Annotated in this window: 16 protein-coding genes; 11 read left to right on the top strand and 5 right to left on the bottom strand. The window is 48.9% G+C overall.

Annotated features, from left to right (window positions below):
• From FEK47_RS25535 to dosP, 5 genes are all read left to right on the top strand, one after another.
• Positions 1 to 121 (top strand): hypothetical protein (locus tag FEK47_RS25535; protein ID WP_001392778.1); only part of this gene is annotated, 121 nt, incomplete at its 5' end.
• Between the two features lie 155 nt (positions 122 to 276).
• Complete coding sequence (gene gadC, locus FEK47_RS21035; RefSeq protein WP_130259039.1) at positions 277 to 1,812, top strand: acid resistance gamma-aminobutyrate antiporter GadC; 1,536 nt, start codon at positions 277 to 279, stop codon at positions 1,810 to 1,812.
• A gap of 130 nt (positions 1,813 to 1,942) precedes the next feature.
• Positions 1,943 to 3,262 carry a glycoside hydrolase family 10 protein gene (locus FEK47_RS21030; RefSeq protein WP_135487775.1) on the top strand — a complete coding sequence of 440 codons (1,320 nt, stop codon included), beginning with the start codon at positions 1,943 to 1,945 and terminating at the stop codon, positions 3,260 to 3,262.
• A 344-nt stretch (positions 3,263 to 3,606) separates the two neighbouring features.
• Entirely contained in the window at positions 3,607 to 4,989 is a 1,383-nt protein-coding gene (gene dosC, locus FEK47_RS21025; RefSeq protein WP_130210475.1) for a diguanylate cyclase DosC, read from the top strand.
• A gap of 24 nt (positions 4,990 to 5,013) precedes the next feature.
• Positions 5,014 to 7,419: an oxygen-sensing cyclic-di-GMP phosphodiesterase DosP gene (gene dosP / locus FEK47_RS21020; protein WP_130217559.1), complete on the top strand. Its 2,406-nt coding sequence runs from the start codon at positions 5,014 to 5,016 to the stop codon at positions 7,417 to 7,419.
• A gap of 67 nt (positions 7,420 to 7,486) precedes the next feature.
• Here the strand turns inward: dosP and FEK47_RS21015 are convergent, their stop codons facing one another.
• Together FEK47_RS21015 and osmC are read right to left on the bottom strand one after the other, a co-directional pair.
• Positions 7,487 to 8,410 carry an omptin family outer membrane protease gene (locus tag FEK47_RS21015; protein ID WP_135487776.1) on the bottom strand — a complete coding sequence of 308 codons (924 nt, stop codon included), beginning with the start codon at positions 8,408 to 8,410 and terminating at the stop codon, positions 7,487 to 7,489.
• A gap of 310 nt (positions 8,411 to 8,720) precedes the next feature.
• Positions 8,721 to 9,152: a peroxiredoxin OsmC gene (gene osmC, locus FEK47_RS21010; protein ID WP_000152304.1), complete on the bottom strand. Its 432-nt coding sequence runs from the start codon at positions 9,150 to 9,152 to the stop codon at positions 8,721 to 8,723.
• A gap of 343 nt (positions 9,153 to 9,495) precedes the next feature.
• Here osmC and bdm point away from each other — a divergent pair, with 343 nt between their 5' ends.
• The 6 genes from bdm to FEK47_RS20980 all read left to right on the top strand — a co-directional run bounded on the left by bdm (position 9,496) and on the right by FEK47_RS20980 (position 13,696).
• Positions 9,496 to 9,711 (top strand): biofilm-dependent modulation protein, encoded by a 216-nt coding sequence (bdm, locus tag FEK47_RS21005; RefSeq protein ID WP_000495766.1) that lies wholly within the window; start codon positions 9,496 to 9,498, stop codon positions 9,709 to 9,711.
• A gap of 101 nt (positions 9,712 to 9,812) precedes the next feature.
• The gene (gene sra / locus FEK47_RS21000) at positions 9,813 to 9,950 is read left to right on the top strand and encodes a stationary-phase-induced ribosome-associated protein (RefSeq protein ID WP_000841557.1); all 138 of its coding nucleotides are present in this window, start codon (positions 9,813 to 9,815) and stop codon (positions 9,948 to 9,950) included.
• Positions 9,951 to 10,106: 156 nt separating this feature from the next.
• Complete coding sequence (gene maeA / locus FEK47_RS20995; protein ID WP_024166593.1) at positions 10,107 to 11,804, top strand: malate dehydrogenase; 1,698 nt, start codon at positions 10,107 to 10,109, stop codon at positions 11,802 to 11,804.
• Positions 11,805 to 11,937: 133 nt separating this feature from the next.
• Positions 11,938 to 12,948 (top strand): alcohol dehydrogenase AdhP, encoded by a 1,011-nt coding sequence (gene adhP / locus FEK47_RS20990; protein ID WP_000642407.1) that lies wholly within the window; start codon positions 11,938 to 11,940, stop codon positions 12,946 to 12,948.
• 185 nt (positions 12,949 to 13,133) lie between these two features.
• Positions 13,134 to 13,412: a type II toxin-antitoxin system RelE/ParE family toxin gene (locus FEK47_RS20985; protein WP_000605676.1), complete on the top strand. Its 279-nt coding sequence runs from the start codon at positions 13,134 to 13,136 to the stop codon at positions 13,410 to 13,412.
• A complete protein-coding gene (locus tag FEK47_RS20980; protein ID WP_000781370.1) occupies positions 13,412 to 13,696 on the top strand; it encodes a HigA family addiction module antitoxin in 285 nt (94 codons plus the stop codon). The genes FEK47_RS20985 and FEK47_RS20980 overlap by 1 nt, the downstream gene beginning before the upstream one ends.
• A gap of 227 nt (positions 13,697 to 13,923) precedes the next feature.
• Here the strand turns inward: FEK47_RS20980 and fdnI are convergent, their stop codons facing one another.
• Genes fdnI through fdnG form a run of 3 tightly spaced genes read right to left on the bottom strand, consistent with a single transcriptional unit; the run spans position 13,924 to position 18,514 of the window.
• On the bottom strand, positions 13,924 to 14,577 hold the full coding sequence (fdnI, locus tag FEK47_RS20975) for a formate dehydrogenase-N subunit gamma (protein WP_000045648.1): 654 nt from the start codon (positions 14,575 to 14,577) through the stop codon (positions 13,924 to 13,926).
• A complete protein-coding gene (fdnH, locus tag FEK47_RS20970) occupies positions 14,570 to 15,454 on the bottom strand; it encodes a formate dehydrogenase N subunit beta (RefSeq protein WP_135487777.1) in 885 nt (294 codons plus the stop codon). The genes fdnI and fdnH overlap by 8 nt, the downstream gene beginning before the upstream one ends.
• Positions 15,455 to 15,466: 12 nt before the next feature.
• Positions 15,467 to 18,514 carry a formate dehydrogenase-N subunit alpha gene (gene fdnG, locus FEK47_RS20965; protein WP_011310214.1) on the bottom strand — a complete coding sequence of 1,016 codons (3,048 nt, stop codon included), beginning with the start codon at positions 18,512 to 18,514 and terminating at the stop codon, positions 15,467 to 15,469.
• Positions 18,515 to 18,634: the final 120 nt, after the last annotated feature.

The raw sequence follows: 18,634 nt of genomic DNA, 5'->3' as shown, positions 1-18,634 counted from the left end.
TGGCTTCGAAATGGACTTCGCAGAACTGTTACTGGAAGACTACAAAGCCTCCCTGAAATACCTCAGCGATCACCCGAAACTGCAGGGCATTGCCCAGCAGAACAGCTTTAAACATACCTGATAACGTTTAAGCGGTAACGGTGTCCCGAAACGAACCCGTTTCGGGACAATTTCCGAAGTCTGTTCACTGGCATTAGCAACGGAAAAAATTGTTCTGAAGGCACTTCAGAGCAAAACAGGTGCGGTTCCACAGGACAACCGTTTTAGGGGGATAATATGGCTACATCAGTACAGACAGGTAAAGCTAAGCAGCTAACATTACTCGGGTTCTTCGCCATCACGGCGTCGATGGTAATGGCTGTTTATGAATACCCTACCTTCGCAACATCTGGCTTTTCATTGGTCTTCTTCCTGCTCTTGGGCGGGATTTTATGGTTTATTCCCGTTGGTCTTTGTGCTGCGGAAATGGCTACCGTGGACGGCTGGGAAGAAGGTGGCGTGTTCGCCTGGGTATCAAATACCCTGGGGCCGAAATGGGGATTCGCTGCAATCTCATTTGGCTATCTGCAAATCGCTATTGGCTTTATTCCAATGCTCTATTTCGTGTTAGGGGCGCTGTCCTACATTCTGAAATGGCCAGCACTGAATGAAGACCCGGTAACGAAAACTATCGCTGCGCTGATTATTCTTTGGGCGCTGGCATTAACTCAGTTTGGCGGTACTAAATATACTGCGCGAATTGCGAAAGTGGGCTTCTTCGCGGGTATTCTACTGCCTGCATTTATTTTGATTGCATTAGCAGCGATTTATCTGCACTCCGGAGCACCGGTTGCTATCGAAATGGATGCCAAAACCTTCTTCCCTGATTTCTCGAAAGTTGGCACTTTGGTTGTGTTTGTTGCCTTCATTTTGAGTTATATGGGGGTAGAAGCTTCCGCGACCCACGTTAATGAAATGAGCAACCCCGGGCGCGACTATCCGCTGGCAATGTTACTGCTGATGGTGGCAGCGATTTGCTTAAGTTCAGTAGGCGGTTTGTCCATTGCGATGGTGATTCCGGGTAATGAAATTAACCTGTCCGCAGGTGTAATGCAAACATTCACCGTTCTGATGTCTCATGTGGCACCGGAAATTGAGTGGACGGTTCGCGTTATCTCTGCCCTGCTGCTGCTGGGTGTTCTGGCGGAAATCGCCTCATGGATTGTTGGCCCTTCTCGTGGGATGTATGTCACCGCGCAGAAAAATCTACTGCCCGCCGCGTTCGCTAAAATGAACAAAAATGGTGTGCCGGTAACTCTGGTAATTTCCCAGCTGGTGATTACCTCTATCGCGTTGATCATCCTCACCAACACCGGTGGTGGTAACAACATGTCCTTCCTGATCGCACTGGCGCTGACGGTGGTGATTTATCTGTGTGCTTATTTCATGCTGTTTATTGGCTACATTGTGTTGGTTCTTAAACATCCTGACTTAAAACGCACATTTAATATCCCTGGTGGTAAAGGGGTGAAACTGGTTGTGGCTATTGTCGGTCTGCTGACTTCAATTATGGCGTTTATTGTTTCCTTCCTGCCGCCGGATAACATCCAGGGTGACTCTACCGATATGTATGTCGAATTACTGGTCGTTAGTTTCCTGGTGGTACTTGCCCTACCCTTTATTCTCTATGCCATTCATGACCGTAAAGGCAAAGCGAATACAGGTGTTACACTGGAGCCAATTAACAGCCAGAACGCGCCGAAAGGTCACTTCTTCCTGCATCCACGTGCTCGTTCACCGCACTATATTGTGATGAACGATAAGAAACACTAACCGTGTCTGAGTGGTAATAACACAAGGGAGCGAAAATTAATCGCTCCCTTTTGCGTACTTATTGCCGTATTGACTTGCCCCAGATAAGTACGAGAATAAGCGCACATCTGTTTACCGGAAATAAGCATATATGGATATCTGCTCCCGAACTGTGAAATCCGCGATTAAAAGGCCAGCGGCACTGGTTGCACTGGCTCTTTTACTGTGTAGTTGTAAAAGCACGCCTCCAGATTCAATGACGACACCACCAGCAGGCTCAAAACCACCAGCGACCGCACAACAGTCGTCGCAACCTATGCGCGGTATCTGGTTGGCCACGGTGTCCCGCCTCGACTGGCCTCCCGTCTCCTCGGTTAACATCAGCAACCCCACCAGCCGGGTTCGCGTGCAACAGCTGGCGATGATCGACAAACTGGAAAACTTGCAACGACTGGGAATTAACACGGTCTTTTTCCAGGTGAAGCCCGACGGCACTGCCCTTTGGCCGTCGAAGATTTTGCCGTGGTCCGATCTAATGACCGGCAAGATTGGTGAATATCCTGGTTACGATCCGCTGCAATTTATTCTCGACGAAGCCCATAAGCGTGGGATGAAAGTACATGCCTGGTTTAACCCCTACCGCGTGTCGGTTAATACGAAGCCCGGAACTATCAGGGAACTGAATAGCACCCTGTCTCAACAACCGGCCAGCGTCTATGTTCAACATCGCGACTGGATCAGGACGTCAGGTGACCGTTTTGTTCTCGACCCAGGGATCCCTGAAGTTCAGGACTGGATCACATCGATAGTTGCTGAAGTGGTTTCTCGTTATCCGGTAGATGGCGTGCAGTTTGACGACTATTTTTATACTGAATCGCCGGATTCACGGCTTAACGATAACGAGACATACCGCAAATACGGTGGTGCATTTGCGTCAAAAGCTGACTGGCGACGCAACAATACCCAGCAGTTAATTGCTAAGGTGTCGCACACCATTAAAAGCATTAAACCGGAAGTCGAATTTGGTGTAAGCCCTGCAGGCGTCTGGCGAAATCGCTCACACGATCCGCTCGGTTCGGATACGCGCGGGGCCGCAGCTTATGATGAATCCTACGCAGACACTCGTCGTTGGGTCGAACAAGGCTTACTGGATTATATAGCCCCGCAAATTTACTGGCCGTTCTCGCGTAGCGCAGCACGTTATGACGTACTGGCAAAATGGTGGGCAGATGTCGTCAAACCAACCAAAACCCGTCTTTATATTGGTATCGCCTTCTATAAAGTCGGCGAACCTTCAAAGATAGAACCAGACTGGATGGTTAACGGCGGCGTGCCAGAACTGAAAAAGCAGCTTGATCTTAACGACGCCGTGCCAGAAATTAGCGGCACAATTTTGTTCCGCGAAGACTATCTGAACAAGCCGCAAACTCAACAGGCAGTTAGCTATCTGCAAAGCCGTTGGGGAAGCTAAACGCCCTTTCTTACTTTGTGACACTGCCGGTGCTTTAAACACCGGCTTGTCATCAACAAAACACTCTCAACGAATAATCAAATCAACTTAAGTCGAATTGTTATAATTCCCCTGATAAAAACGTATGAATATGAAAAACCATACGATATTAACCATCACCGAAAAATAATCACGATGGGCTATACTCTTCAGAAGACCAGTAACGTAGATTAAAACGGTCATAAGTCATTTATTTCGTTTCGGTATATCTTCATATTTCAGGAGAATATGGTGCCATAAACCTGTCCAAACGAGTTGCGTTTTTCGATTCCGTCTGCCTTTCCAGCCGTATAAGGGTATGAATTATGGAGATGTACTTTAAAAGAATGAAAGATGAGTGGACCGGATTAGTTGCCCAGGTCGACCCCCTCATTCGTAACAAAGCGGCAGAAATTGCCGTAACGCATGCTCATTACTTAAGTGTTGAGTTTTATCGAATTGTACGCACTGACCCGCATGCCGAAGAGTTTTTGAGTAACGAACAGGTCGAAAGGCAACTTAAAAGTGCGATGGAAACGTGGATTATCAATGTGCTCTCTGCACAAACAGATGATGTTGAAAGACTTATACAAATCCAACATACCGTAGCCGAAGTCCATGCTCGTATTGGCATTCCGGTAGAAATTGTCGAGATGGGTTTTCGCGTGCTGAAAAAAATCCTCTACCCGGTAATATTTTCCTCTGATTATTCACCTTCTGAAAAACTTCAGGTTTATCACTTTTCGATTAACAGTATCGACATAGCCATGGAAGTGATGACCAGAGCATTTACCTTTAGCGACAGTAGCGCGGCTAAAGAAGACGAGAACTATCGTATCTTCTCATTACTGGAAAACGCCGAAGAAGAAAAAGAACGCCAAATAGCCTCATTACTTTCATGGGAAATAGATATTATTTATAAAGTCCTGTTGGATTCTGATTTAGGCAGCAGCTTACCGTTAAGTCAGGCTGATTTTGGCCTGTGGTTTAACCATAAAGGTCGCCATTATTTTAGTGGCATTGCTGAAGTTGGTCATATCTCTCGCCTTATTCAGGATTTCGACGGGGTTTTTCATCAGACAATGCTCAATGCCAAAAATTTGAGTAACAAAAGTCTGCGCGTGAAGTTTTTATTACAGATACGAAATACTGTATCGCAAATTATCACCTTACTGCGTGAACTCTTTGAAGAAGTCTCGCGTCATGAAGTGGGTATGGATGTACTAACAAAATTACTTAACCGCCGTTTCTTGCCGACTATCTTTAAACGTGAAATTGCCCATGCCAATCGGGCCGGTACACCATTGTCTGTTCTGATCATCGATGTAGATAAATTCAAAGAGATCAACGATACATGGGGACATAACACAGGCGATGAGATTTTACGTAAGGTCTCACAGGCGTTTTACGACAACGTACGTAGCAGTGACTATGTTTTTCGCTACGGTGGCGATGAATTTATCATAGTGCTGACTGAAGCTTCAGAAAATGACACTTTGCGTACCGCAGAGCGGATCCGCAGCCGGGTGGAAAAAACCAAACTGAAAGCCGCAAATGGCGAAGACATCACCCTTTCTTTGTCCATTGGCGCTGCCATGTTTAATGGGCATCCTGATTATGAACGCTTAATTCAAATAGCCGATGAAGCTCTGTATATCGCGAAAAGACGAGGTAGAAACCGTGTTGAACTCTGGAAAGCCAGTCTTTAGATGCTCCCGGATGCAGAGGTAATCATGAAGCTAACCGATGCAGAAAATGCCGCCGACGGCATTTTTTTTCCCGCCCTTGAGCAAAATATGATGGGCGCGGTGTTAATTAACGAAAATGACGAAGTAATGTTTTTTAATCCTGCGGCGGAGAAGCTCTGGGGGTATAAGCGCGAAGAGGTGATAGGCAATAACATTGATATGCTGATTCCCCATAATTTGCGCCCTGCGCATCCAGAATATATTCGCCATAACCGCGAAGGCGGTAAAGCGCGGGTCGAAGGTATGAGCCGGGAATTGCAGCTGGAGAAAAAAGACGGCAGTAAAATCTGGACCCGTTTTGCGCTATCCAAAGTCACTGCCGAAGGGAAAATTTATTACCTGGCGCTGGTACGTGATGCCAGCGTAGAAATGGCACAGAAAGAACAGACCCGGCAGTTAATTATTGCCGTTGACCATCTCGACCGCCCAGTCATTGTGCTGGACCCGGAACGCCATATCGTGCAGTGCAATCGCGCGTTTACTGAAATGTTTGGTTACTGCATCAGCGAAGCCAGCGGTATGCAGCCCGATACTTTGCTTAACATCCCTGAATACCCGGCAGATAATCGTATTCGCTTACAGCAACTGCTATGGAAAACAGCGCGTGATCAGGATGAATTTCTGTTGTTAACGCGCACGGGGGAAAAAATCTGGATTAAAGCCTCTATTAGCCCAGTTTATGATGTGCTGGCTAATCTGCAAAACCTGGTGATGACCTTCTCCGATATCACAGAAGAACGACAAATTCGTGAGCTTGAAGGCAATATCCTCGCCGCGATGTGTAGCAGCCCGCCATTTCATGAAATGGGCGAAATCATCTGCCGGAATATTGAATCCATTCTTCATGAATCCCATGTGTCGTTGTATGCATTGCGTAATGGTATGCCGGTGCATTGGGCGTCGTCCTCTCATGGGACGGAAGTAAAGAATGCGCAAAGCTGGTCAGTCACCATTCGCCAGCGCGATGGCGCACCTGCCGGGATTCTGAAAATCAAAACAGCGTCCGGGGCGGTAACCAGCGCGTTTATCGAACGAGTGGCGGATATCAGCCAGCATATGGCCGCCCTGGCGCTGGAACAGGAAAAAAGTCGCCAGCATATTGAGCAGCTCATTCAGTTTGATCCGATGACCGGTTTGCCAAACCGCAATAACCTGCACAATTATCTCGATGACCTGGTAGAAAATGCCGTCTCTCCTGTGGTGTATCTTATTGGCATTGACCATATTCAGGATGTCATCGACAGCCTTGGCTATGCGTGGGCCGATCAGGCATTGCTGGAAGTGGTCAATCGCTTTCGCGAAAAGATCAAACCTGACCAGTATCTCTGTCGTATTGAAGGTACACAGTTTGTCCTCATCAGTCCGGAAAACGACGTCAGTAACATTACCCAAATAGCCGATGAACTTCGCAACGTCGTGAATAAACCGGTCATGATTGACGATAAACCATTCCCGCTAACCTTAAGCATTGGTATCAGTTACGACGTTGGTAAAAACCGGGACTACCTGCTTTCGACCGCCCACAATGCGATGGATTTTATTCGCAAAAACGGCGGTAACGGCTGGCAATTCTTTAGCCCGGTAATGAACGAAATGGTGAAAGAGCGTCTGATTCTTGGTGCGGCGCTGAAAGAAGCTATCAGCAACAACAAACTAAAACTGGTTTATCAGCCGCAGATCTTTGCGGAAACCGGTGAGCTGTATGGTATCGAAGCCCTCGCTCGCTGGTATGACCCACAGCATGGTCATGTTCCCCCTTCACGATTTATCCCCCTTGCTGAAGAGATTGGCGAAATCGAAAACATTGGTCGCTGGGTTATTGCTGAAGCCTGCCGCCAGCTAGCAGAGTGGCGTAGCCAGAATATTCATATCCCGGCGCTTTCCGTTAACTTGTCTGCGCTGCACTTTCGTAGCAATCAGCTACCCAATCAGGTGTCTGATGCAATGCAAGCCTGGGGTATTGACGGCCACCAGCTGACGGTGGAAATCACAGAAAGCATGATGATGGAACACGATACCGAAATCTTTAAGCGCATTCAGATCCTGCGCGATATGGGCGTAGGTTTATCTGTCGATGATTTCGGCACTGGATTTTCTGGTTTATCCCGTTTAGTCAGTCTTCCGGTAACGGAAATCAAAATTGACAAAAGCTTTGTCGATCGTTGTCTGACCGAAAAACGCATCCGAGCCTTACTTGAAGCCATTACCAGCATTGGGCAAAGCCTCAATTTAACCGTCGTGGCGGAAGGCGTCGAAACCAAAGAACAATTTGAGATGCTACGCAAGATCCACTGTCGCGTTATTCAGGGCTATTTATTCTCACGTCCTTTGCCCGCCGAAGAGATCTCTGTCTGGATGTCTACTGCGCTACCGCTTCAAATCGACGCTTAGTACATCTTGCCCGTGCAGACGGGCAAGATTTCATGTATTCACATTCAGCCATTCACCCGACGCTATATTAAAATCGATACTGAATGCCCGCGCCAATAATGTAATTATAGTTTTGCATCCCTGGCGAATCTTTCTCTTTTACACTTTCACCATTTTCTTTATGATAAATTATAGTATTCCCAATATCATTAGAGAATCTACTCCATGACATTTCTGTGAAAATACGCGTCTGTGAATTAATGTTATACCCCACATTAATAAGACCTGAATAATATTTTTGGTTGGATACTTCATCTTTAAATGTAATGTTGCGCAAATAATGCTGATCCGTACCTTTCCCTTCTCCCCAGGCGCTATATTTAAATTGAGCAATGATATCAAAATCATGATAGATATATTTACCAGAGAGACCTAAATAGGGAGCACTGAATTTTTGTTGGTAGCCAATAACTCTTTCGTTATGAGGGATATCTCCAGTGTCGGCACCATTATCATAACTATAGTAACCTCCTTTCGCGATCCAACTGAAACGCGTCTCCTGATAGCCTAACATGGCGCCAAGTTGGTAGTTTTGCTCCTTTAAAAACCAACCTGTCATATTAAGATCAAACTGATTTGCAAAATTCAACCGCGTTGCCGGGTGATGTGACCAATCGCTCCAGTGGTGCTGCCCCGGCTCCAGCCAGTCATAATCATCCATCAGCGTGCCGGCAGACGCAATCGTCGTCCAGCCTTTAGCATTAAGCGTCAGCCATGAGATTGCATCCCAGGTTACCCCCATTTTAACAATGGGGGTATTTTGGATTTTCCAGTCCAGTTGGCTAAGTTTGCCACCATTGCTATAAACAAACTCACCTGACTCACCATTCAGAAATGAAAGAGAAGCATCAACAAAAACATTGTCAGATAAGAAATTAAATTCTGAAGACGCACTTGCATACTGACTTAGGGAAATTAAAGCAATGGCAAAAGAGACCTTTTTCATCAACATAGTTTCATCCTTATTAAACAATGTTAATTAGCTCATTAATTAAATTCAATTAATTCAGGTTAATTAAATCAACTGAATCTTACAATGCCATAAATGTTTCTCACCATCAAACAGAGAACATAAATAAACAAAGTTTTACTGTTATTCTGAACGAAACAGGAGTTTACAACCTGATGCAATAATGATTGTTCGAGAACAGGCAGGAATAACGAAAAAAATGAAGATGCAGTTTAAATGCGAGGTTTCATTGGGATGAGTAGAAAATATCTGTGTAAATGCTTGCCGGATGACAACATCACCCGGCGAGTACTTATGCTTTCAACTGATAATCCAACGTAATTTCCGCTTTCAGTACCTGAGAAACCGGACATCCTGCTTTTGCTTTCTGGATAATGCCGTCAAAAGTGGACGCATCAATACCCGGCACGGCAACTTCGCTCTTCAGTGCGATTTTAGTAATCGCAAAACCAGCATCTACTTTATCCAGCGACACATCGGCGGTGGTATCAATCGATGTTGGCGTGAATCCCGCTTCCCCCAGCATTAATGAAAGCGCCATTGAGAAACATGCGGCATGCGCTGCGCCAATCAGTTCTTCAGGGTTGGTTCCTTTTTCGCCTTCAAAACGCGTGTTAAACCCATACGGCTGTTGGTTCAGCACGCCGCTCTCGGTGGATACTGTCCCCTTCCCGCGTTTGATATCGCCTTCCCAGTGTGCCTGACCTTTCTTATGGATTGTCATTCTTGCTCTCCTGTGGGCTTAAAAAGGAAATTATAGACTACGTGAGAATCCGCACGAGGATAAGCAGGATATTCCGAATAAAATCCGGCGAAAATATTACTTCTGCACTTAAATTAAATTCCCACAATAGATAACGGGGAATATATAACCCAAAGATATTGCATCAATATTAATCGAATAGTCCCAATCACAATCCCTATGAATATCATGGTGTTAAAATATAAAAATCATCAACCAGGACTAATCTTAACAACGAAGCGGCAAATATTTGCCATGCTGAATGTGCTTTATAAATCTGCGATCCGTAGCAGACACCATAAATACACAGACACGGAGAATCACTATGTTTACTTATTATCAGGCAGAAAATTCAACAGCAGAACCCGCTCTGGTTAATGCCATTGAGCAAGGCCTTCGGGCAGAGCACGGTGTTGTCACTGAAGATGACATTCTCATGGAGCTGACCAAATGGGTGGAAGCTTCTGATAACGACATCCTCAGTGATATCTACCAGCAAACGATCAATTATGTGGTCAGTGGCCAGCACCCTACGCTTTAAGGTGCTATGCTTGATCGGCAACCTAATTTAGGGGTTTAGCACGTGTTTCTTCGCTACGGCGATGTTGTCCTTAAAACTAGCAACAGGATTGAGGAGTTAAAATGAAATCGAACCGTCAGGCACGTCATATTCTTGGACTGGACCATAAAATTTCTAACCAGCGCAAAATAGTTACCGAAGGTGACAAATCCAGCGTGGTAAATACCCCAACCGGCAGAAAACGCCCCGCTGAAAAGTAATTCATAACCATCAGTCCTCAATGACGATTAAACACCATTGCCTGCGCAATGGTGTTTTTGTTTTTATCTGCTTTATACTTGGGGCCGACGCCCTGGCGGTAAAGCAAAGAAGATAAAAGCACCCCAGGGATGGATATTCAAAAAAGAGTGAGTGACATGGAACCAAAAACAAAAAAACAGCGTTCGCTTTATATTCCTTACGCTGGCCCTGTACTGCTGGAATTTCCGTTGTTGAATAAAGGCAGCGCCTTCAGCATGGAAGAACGCCGTAACTTCAACCTGCTGGGGTTACTGCCGGAAGTGGTCGAAACAATCGAAGAACAAGCGGAACGTGCGTGGATCCAGTATCAGGGATTCAAAACCGAAATCGACAAGCACATCTACCTGCGTAACATCCAGGACACTAACGAAACCCTCTTCTACCGTCTGGTAAACAATCATCTTGATGAGATGATGCCTGTTATTTATACCCCAACCGTCGGCGCAGCCTGTGAGCGTTTTTCTGAGATCTACCGCCGTTCACGCGGCGTGTTTATCTCTTACCAGAACCGCCACAATATGGACGATATTCTGCAAAACGTACCAAACCATAATATCAAAGTGATTGTGGTGACTGACGGCGAACGTATTCTGGGGCTTGGTGACCAGGGCATCGGCGGGATGGGGATTCCGATCGGTAAACTGTCGCTCTATACCGCCTGTGGCGGCATCAGCCCGGCGTATACCCTTCCGGTGGTGCTGGATGTCGGGACTAACAACCAGCAACTGCTTAACGATCCGCTGTATATGGGCTGGCGTAATCCGCGTATCACTGACGACGAATACTATGAATTCGTTGATGAATTTATCCAGGCTGTGAAACAACGCTGGCCGGACGTGCTGTTACAGTTTGAAGACTTCGCGCAAAAAAATGCGATGCCACTGCTTAACCGCTATCGCAATGAAATTTGTTCCTTTAATGATGATATTCAGGGAACCGCGGCGGTAACGGTAGGCACACTGATCGCAGCCAGCCGCGCGGCAGGTGGCCAACTGAGCGAGAAAAAGATTGTCTTCCTCGGTGCAGGTTCCGCGGGATGCGGCATTGCCGAAATGATCATCGCCCAGACTCAGCGCGAAGGATTAAGCGAGGAAGCGGCGCGGCAGAAAGTCTTTATGGTCGATCGCTTTGGCCTGCTGACCGACAAGATGCCGAACTTGCTGCCTTTCCAGACCAAACTGGTGCAGAAACGCGAAAACCTCAGTGACTGGGATACCGACAGCGATGTGCTGTCACTGCTGGATGTAGTGCGCAATGTAAAACCAGATATTCTGATCGGCGTCTCCGGACAGGCCGGGCTTTTCACCGAAGAAATCATCCGTGAGATGCACAAACACTGTCCGCGTCCGATCGTGATGCCGCTGTCTAACCCGACCTCACGCGTGGAAGCCACACCGCAGGACATTATCGCCTGGACCGAAGGTAACGCGCTGGTCGCCACTGGCAGTCCGTTTAACCCAGTGGTATGGAAAGATAAAATCTACCCTATCGCCCAGTGTAACAACGCCTTTATTTTCCCGGGCATCGGGCTGGGCGTTATTGCTTCCGGCGCGTCACGTATCACCGATGAGATGCTGATGTCGGCAAGTGAAACGCTTGCTCAGTATTCGCCGCTGGTTCTGAACGGCGAAGGTCTGGTACTACCGGAACTGAAAGATATTCAGAAAGTCTCCCGCGCAATTGCGTTTGCGGTTGGCAAAATGGCGCAGCAGCAAGGCGTGGCGGTGAAAACGTCTGCCGAAGCTTTGCAACAGGCCATTGATGATAATTTCTGGCAAGCCGAATACCGCGACTACCGCCGTACCTCCATCTAAACCTGCGCCCGGTAGTGAACACTGCCGGGCAATTTTTCTCTCCCTTTTTCAGATCTCATCCATACTGGGTAGTGGCGAATAGATCTCATTTGCCTCACCTGCTATGCAGAACATCATCCGAAAAGGAGGAACTATGAAGGCTGCGGTTGTTACGAAGGATCATCATGTTGACGTTACGGATAAAACACTGCGCTCACTGAAACATGGCGAAGCCCTGCTGAAAATGGAGTGTTGTGGTGTATGTCATACCGATCTTCATGTTAAGAATGGCGATTTTGGTGATAAGACCGGTGTGATTTTGGGTCATGAAGGTATTGGTGTGGTGGCAGAAGTTGGCCCAGGTGTCACCTCATTAAAACCAGGCGATCGTGCCAGCGTGGCATGGTTCTACGAAGGATGCGGTCATTGCGAATACTGTAACAGCGGTAACGAAACCCTCTGTCGTTCGGTAAAAAATGCCGGATACAGCGTTGATGGCGGGATGGCGGAAGAGTGCATCGTGGTGGCGGATTACGCGGTAAAAGTGCCAGATGGCCTGGACTCGGCGGCGGCCAGCAGTATTACCTGCGCGGGCGTCACCACCTACAAAGCCGTTAAACTGTCAAAAATTCGTCCAGGACAGTGGATTGCTATCTACGGTCTTGGCGGTCTGGGTAACCTCGCCCTGCAATACGCGAAGAATGTCTTTAACGCTAAGGTGATCGCCATTGATGTCAATGATGAGCAGTTAAAACTGGCAACCGAAATGGGCGCAGATTTAGCGATTAACTCACGCACTGAAGACGCCGCCAAAATTGTGCAGGAGAAAACCGGTGGCGCTCACGCTGCGGTGGTAACAGCGGTAGCTAAAGCTGCGTTTAACTCGGCGGTTGATGCTGTACGAGCAGGCGGTCGTGTTGTGGCTGTCGGTCTGCCGCCGGAGTCTATGAGCCTGGATATCCCACGCCTTGTGCTGGATGGTATTGAAGTGGTCGGTTCGCTGGTCGGCACGCGCCAGGATCTAACCGAAGCCTTCCAGTTTGCCGCCGAAGGCAAAGTGGTGCCGAAAGTCGCCCTGCGTCCGTTAGCGGACATCAATACCATCTTTACCGAGATGGAAGAAGGCAAAATCCGTGGCCGTATGGTGATTGATTTCCGCCGCTAAGAGGCCTTTGCTGCGACTGCCATGTTCGAGTCGCAGCCTGTTTTGCGTGACGCTTTCCGCAATTTCACTCTTCTTCTTTTCCTCCCCCATCTTTCCCCTCACAATTCGCGAAAACGTAGCGAAATTTGTTGCGCTGCACGGAACAATAGTGATAGCGTTCCTTTCGAGGGAACAAGGATGAAGAGATGATAATGAATTTCAGACACAAGGGATTGCGTGACTTGTTTCTTCTCGGCAAAACCTCCGGCGTTATACCGACGCAAGTCAAACGATTACGCCACCGACTCGCTGTGATTGATGCAGCAAGCTGTCTTGCTGATATCGATATGCCCGGTTACCGACTACACCCGTTAAGCGGCGATCGCGATGGAATTTGGGCGATATCTGTCTCGGGCAACTGGCGAATCACATTTGAATTCGTCAATGGCGATGCATACATACTGGATTACGAGGACTATCACTGATGAAAATGGCCAATCATCCCCGCCCGGGGGACATTATTCAGGAATCACTGGACGAACTTAACGTCAGCCTGCGCGAGTTTGCCAGAGCAATGGAAATTGCGCCCTCAACAGCAAGCCGATTGCTGACCGGAAAAGCGGCATTGACACCAGAAATGGCGATTAAACTTTCCGTGGTGATCGGCAGTTCGCCGCAAATGTGGCTGAATCTGCAAAACGCCTGGAGTCTGGCAGAGGCGGAAAAAACGGTGGATGTGTCGCGACTGCGCCGTCTGGTTACGCAATAAAAAAATGGCACCTTATAAAGCGCCATTTGAAACTGATGACAAACGCAACATTGCCTGATGCGCTACGCTTATCAGGCCTACAAGTTCACTGCAATCTATTGAATTTGAACGGTTTGTAGGCCGGATAAGGCGTTCACGCCGCATCTGGCATGAACAAAGTGCATGTTGTCTACAATAAAAAATGGCGCCTTTTACAGCGCCATTTTCAGCTTAAAGTTCAAAAGAGATTATATCCCTTCTTCACTCTCTTTTTTCGCTTCTGCCTTCTCGATTTCACGATACCAGCGTGGATGGTGTTTCTTCGCCCAGCGACGGCTCACCTTCCCTTCGATCATCCCTTTAATCGACCCTTTCACCCAGAATGCCATATACATATGGATCAGGATGGCGTGGATCAGGATGATACCCGCAGCCGCGTGAATCAGCAGGCTGTAGCGAACAACCTGCATCGGGAAGTACTGCGCAAAGTACGGACGCCAGATAATCACCCCGGTCACCAGCAGCACGAAAATCATGCTCATGATCGACCAGAACATCATCTTCTGCCCGGCGTTGTACTTACCAACATCCGCCACTTTGTGCTCATTGCCTTTTAATACTTCGACAATGTTCAACAGCCACGGAATATCTTTCTTATCCGGGATGTTGTGATGCACAAAACGCACAAACATAAACATCAGCGCGACGAAAATCGCAATGCCGAAGAACGGGTGCAAAATGCGCCCCATCTGCGGCGTACCGAAGGTTTGCGTCAGCCATTGCAGCGTCGGGAAGAAGAACGAAATCCCGGACAGCGCCACCAGGAAGAAGCAAATCACCACGGTCCAGTGACAGGCGCGATCAATAAATTTGGTGCGCACAATCATTTTCGACTTACTCATGATTTCCCTCCTCGTCATCGTCCACTTCCTTATTCGGGCCAATACCGATGTAGTGGAAAATCAACCCGGCAAACGTGGCAATAAATCCAGCCGCTGCCAGCGGTTTCAATGCGCCTTTCCACAAATTCACCGATGTATCGATCTTCGGATCTTTCGGCAGACCGTGATACAGCTCCGGCTGATCGGCGTGATGCAGCACGTACATGACGTGCGTACCACCGACCCCTTCCGGGTTGTAGACGCCAGCATGTTCGTAACCACGCGCTTTCAGTTTCTCTACGCGCTGTTCCGCCAGCTCCAGCATCTCCTTCTTGGTGCCGAAGTGGATAGCTCCTGTCGGACAGGTTTTCACACAAGCCGGTTCCTGGCCGACGCTGACGCGATCGACGCAGAGCGTGCATTTATATACCCGGTTATCCTCTTTATTGAGGCGCGGAATATTAAACGGACACCCGGCAATGCAGTAACCACAGCCGATGCAGTTTTCCGACTGGAAATCGACAATCCCGTTAGCGTACTGAATGATTGCACCAGCAGACGGACACGCCTTCAGGCAGCCCGGATCTTCACAGTGCATACAGCCGTCTTTACGGATCAGCCACTCCAGCTTGCCGTTCTGTTCGGTTTCGCTAAAGCGCATCACCGTCCAGGACTTGGCGCTCAGATCGGCAGGGTTATCGTAAACCCCGACGCAGTGCCCCACTTCATCACGGATGTCGTTCCACTCAGAACACGCCACCTGACAGGCTTTACAGCCGATACAGGTGGAAACGTCGATAAGTTTCGCGACTTCTGCTTTGTAATCACGCACCTGAGAAGGCGGCGTGATGGAGTTAGTTGCGGACCTTTTGATAATGTCCTGCGTTTCCATAGCCATCTTTTCGCCCCCTTACGCCTTCTCAATGTTGACTAAGAACGCTTTATATTCCGGCGTTTGCGAGTTTGCATCACCGACATTCGGCGTCAGAGTGTTAGCGATATAACCTTTACGCGCGACACCCTCAAAGCCCCAGTGGATTGGAATACCCACTGTTTCAACCTGCTGACCGTTTACATTCAGCGGTTTCAGACGACGCGTTACCACAGCCACCGCGCGGATAAAGCCACGCTTGCTGGAGACGGTGACACGATCGCCATTATTAATGCCTTTCGCCGCCGCCAGCGTTTCGCTGATTTCCACAAACTGTTCCGGCTGAGCAATTGCGTTGAGCAACGCGTGCTTGGTCCAGGTGTGGAAGTGCTCGGTCAGACGATAGGTCGTACCCACATACGGGAACTGCTCTTTTTTACCCATCCGCAGCGCGTCTTGTTCATACAGACGCACAACCGGGTTAGAAACCACGTTCGGATGCAGCGGGTTAGTACCCAGCGGCGTTTCAATTGGCTCGTAGTGTTCCGGGAACGGACCTTCCGCCATTTTGTTGATGGCAAACAGGCGTCCCATCCCTTCCGGCTGCATGATAAACGGCCCGGTTGGCGTACCCGGTGCGGCATTGCCGAAGTCCGGAATATCGTTACCCGTCCACTTGCTGCCGTTCCACTGGATCAGCATCCGTTTCGGATCCCACGGTTTACCGTTGATATCCGCCGAAGCACGGTTGTAGAGTACGCGACGGTTGAGCGGCCACGCCCAGGCCCATCCCAGCGTATTCCCCAGACCGGATGGGTCGGAGTTATCGCGGTTAGCCATCTGGTTGCCTTGCTCTGTCCAGCTACCGGTGTAGATCCAGCAAGAAGATGCGGTCGTACCGTCATCACGCAGATGCGCAAAGCTACTCAGCAACTGACCCTTCTTCGCAATCAGCACGCCATTTGCGTCATAGAGATCTTCCAGCGCATAGCCGTTGTTCTCTTTTGCCACTTCGTCAGATTGCGGTTCGTGCGGCTGCTTGTAGTTCCAGCTCATCTTCATCAGCGGTTCTACGCCTTTACCACCTTCGGCCTGGTACAGCTCGCGCAGATGATGGTAGATACCCGCCAGAATTTCACCGTCGTTACGCGCTTCGCCCGGCGCGTCCTGACCTTTCCAGTGCCACTGCAACCAGCGACCGGAGTTAGCGATAGAACCATCTTCTTCAGCAAAGCAGGTCGAAGGCAGACGGAATACTTCAGTCTGAATAGACGCCGGATCGACATCGTTCGACTCGCCGTGGTTCTGCCAGAAAGTAGAGGTTTCAGTCACCAGCGGATCGATAACCACCATGTACTTCAGCTTGCTCAGGCAGCTCACCACTTTGTTTTTGTCCGGGAAGGACGCAACCGGGTTAAAGCCCTGGCAGAAATAACCGGTGACTTTGCCTTCATCCATCATGTTGAAATACTTGATGACGTCGTAGGTCTGGTCCCACTTCGGCAGCCAGTCATAGCCCCAGTTGTTCTCTTTCTGCGCGGCATCGCCGTAGAAAGATTTCATCAGGCTAACGAAGAACTTCGGATAGTTGCTCCAGTAGTTCACCTGATCAGCCAGCGTCGCTTTCGGCGTGTTCGCTTCCAGATACGACTGCAAATCAACCTGTTTTTCTGACGGCAGCGTCAGATAACCTGGCAGGCTGGTAGAGAGCAGGCCTAAGTCGGTCAGGCCCTGAATGTTGGAGTGACCACGCAATGCGTTCACGCCGCCACCGGCCATACCCATGTTACCGAGCAGCAACTGGATCATCGCCATAGTACGGATGTTCTGCGCACCCACGGTGTGCTGCGTCCAGCCCAGCGCGTACAGGAAGGTGGTTGTGCGATCCGGCGCACTGGTGGAGGCCAGCACTTCACACACTTTCAGGAAGTCGGCTTTTGGCGTACCGCAGATGTTTTCAACAACGTCCGGCGTGTAGCGGGAAACGTGCGCTTTCAGCAGGTTCCACACACAGCGCGGATGAGTCAGTGTTTCATCGCGTTTCGCATAGCCGTTTTCATCGAACTGATAGTTCCAGGACGACTTATCGTACTGGCGTTTTTCAGCGTCGTAGCCGCTGAACAGACCGTCTTCGAAAGCAAAATCATCACGCACCAGCAGGCTGGCGTTGGTGTAATGCTTAACGTATTCGGCGTTGATTTTGTTGTTTTCGATCAGGTAGCGCAAAACGCCAGACAGGAACGTAATGTCCGTACCGGAACGAATAGGTGCGTAGATATCCGCCACAGAAGCGGTACGCGTAAAACGGGGATCGACAACGATCAAGGTTGCATCGTTGTTGTTTTTCGCTTCCATCGCCCAGCGGAAACCGACGGGATGCGCTTCAGCAGCGTTACCGCCCATCACCATTACGACGTTAGCGTTTTTGATATCCACCCAGTGGTTGGTCATCGCACCGCGACCAAATGTTGGAGCAAGACTTGCTACCGTTGGTCCGTGTCAGACGCGCGCCTGGTTGTCTACCGCCAGCATCCCGAGGGAGCGGGCAAATTTTTGAGTCAGCATCCCGGTTTCGTTGCTGGCACCGGAGGCACACAGCATACCGGTAGAAAGCCAACGGTTTACCGTTACGCCCTGCTCGTTCTTTTCAATAAAGTTAGCGTCACGGTCAGCTTTCATCAGCTTCGCAATACGCGAGAATGCTTCTTCCCAGCTAATGCGCTGCCATTTGTCAGAACCTGGCGCACGATATTCCGGGTAGCGCAGACGGTTTTCGCTGTTGACGTAATCCAGCAAACCGGCCCCTTTCGGGCATAACGCACCACGGCTTACCGGATGATCCGGGTCACCTTCAATGTGATAAATCGCTTCTCTGGCGTTTTTCGCGCCATCACCCAGGCTATACATCAATAGCCCGCAACCTACGGAACAGTATGTGCAGGTGTTACGGATCTCTTTCGCGCGTAATAATTTATAGTTTCGCGCCTGAGCCAGTGCTTGCTTCGGGGCAAAGCCCAATGCCGCTACTGTTGTTCCCGCCATACCGCCCGCGCAGATTTTAAAAAATTGTCTGCGACTGACGTCCATTGCTTTCCTCTTTTTTCAGGGGTATTACTGCGCGAGGAAACTAACAGTAAAATTCTGAATCTTTTTGCGCGAAATCAAAAAGAACACGTGTTTGCCACAAAATAATCCGCCTGCGCAAAT

The organism is Escherichia sp. E3659 (assembly GCF_005781135.1).
Taxonomy (GTDB): Bacteria; Pseudomonadota; Gammaproteobacteria; order Enterobacterales; family Enterobacteriaceae; genus Escherichia.
Note: the sequence above shows the minus strand (reverse complement) of the source record. Positions and strands in the feature narration are given on the sequence as shown.

Bases quoted from the DNA above. Each gene is read 5' to 3' on its own strand.
- gadC (WP_130259039.1), top strand. From the start codon at position 277: ATGGCTACATCAGTACAGACAGGTAAAGCTAAGCAGCTAACATTACTC.
- FEK47_RS21030 (WP_135487775.1), top strand. From the start codon at position 1,943: ATGGATATCTGCTCCCGAACTGTGAAATCCGCGATTAAAAGGCCAGCG.
- dosC (WP_130210475.1), top strand. From the start codon at position 3,607: ATGGAGATGTACTTTAAAAGAATGAAAGATGAGTGGACCGGATTAGTT.
- dosP (WP_130217559.1), top strand. From the start codon at position 5,014: ATGAAGCTAACCGATGCAGAAAATGCCGCCGACGGCATTTTTTTTCCC.
- FEK47_RS21015 (WP_135487776.1), bottom strand. From the start codon at position 8,410: ATGTTGATGAAAAAGGTCTCTTTTGCCATTGCTTTAATTTCCCTAAGT.
- osmC (WP_000152304.1), bottom strand. From the start codon at position 9,152: ATGACAATCCATAAGAAAGGTCAGGCACACTGGGAAGGCGATATCAAA.
- bdm (WP_000495766.1), top strand. From the start codon at position 9,496: ATGTTTACTTATTATCAGGCAGAAAATTCAACAGCAGAACCCGCTCTG.
- sra (WP_000841557.1), top strand. From the start codon at position 9,813: ATGAAATCGAACCGTCAGGCACGTCATATTCTTGGACTGGACCATAAA.
- maeA (WP_024166593.1), top strand. From the start codon at position 10,107: ATGGAACCAAAAACAAAAAAACAGCGTTCGCTTTATATTCCTTACGCT.
- adhP (WP_000642407.1), top strand. From the start codon at position 11,938: ATGAAGGCTGCGGTTGTTACGAAGGATCATCATGTTGACGTTACGGAT.
- FEK47_RS20985 (WP_000605676.1), top strand. From the start codon at position 13,134: ATGATAATGAATTTCAGACACAAGGGATTGCGTGACTTGTTTCTTCTC.
- FEK47_RS20980 (WP_000781370.1), top strand. From the start codon at position 13,412: ATGAAAATGGCCAATCATCCCCGCCCGGGGGACATTATTCAGGAATCA.
- fdnI (WP_000045648.1), bottom strand. From the start codon at position 14,577: ATGAGTAAGTCGAAAATGATTGTGCGCACCAAATTTATTGATCGCGCC.
- fdnH (WP_135487777.1), bottom strand. From the start codon at position 15,454: ATGGCTATGGAAACGCAGGACATTATCAAAAGGTCCGCAACTAACTCC.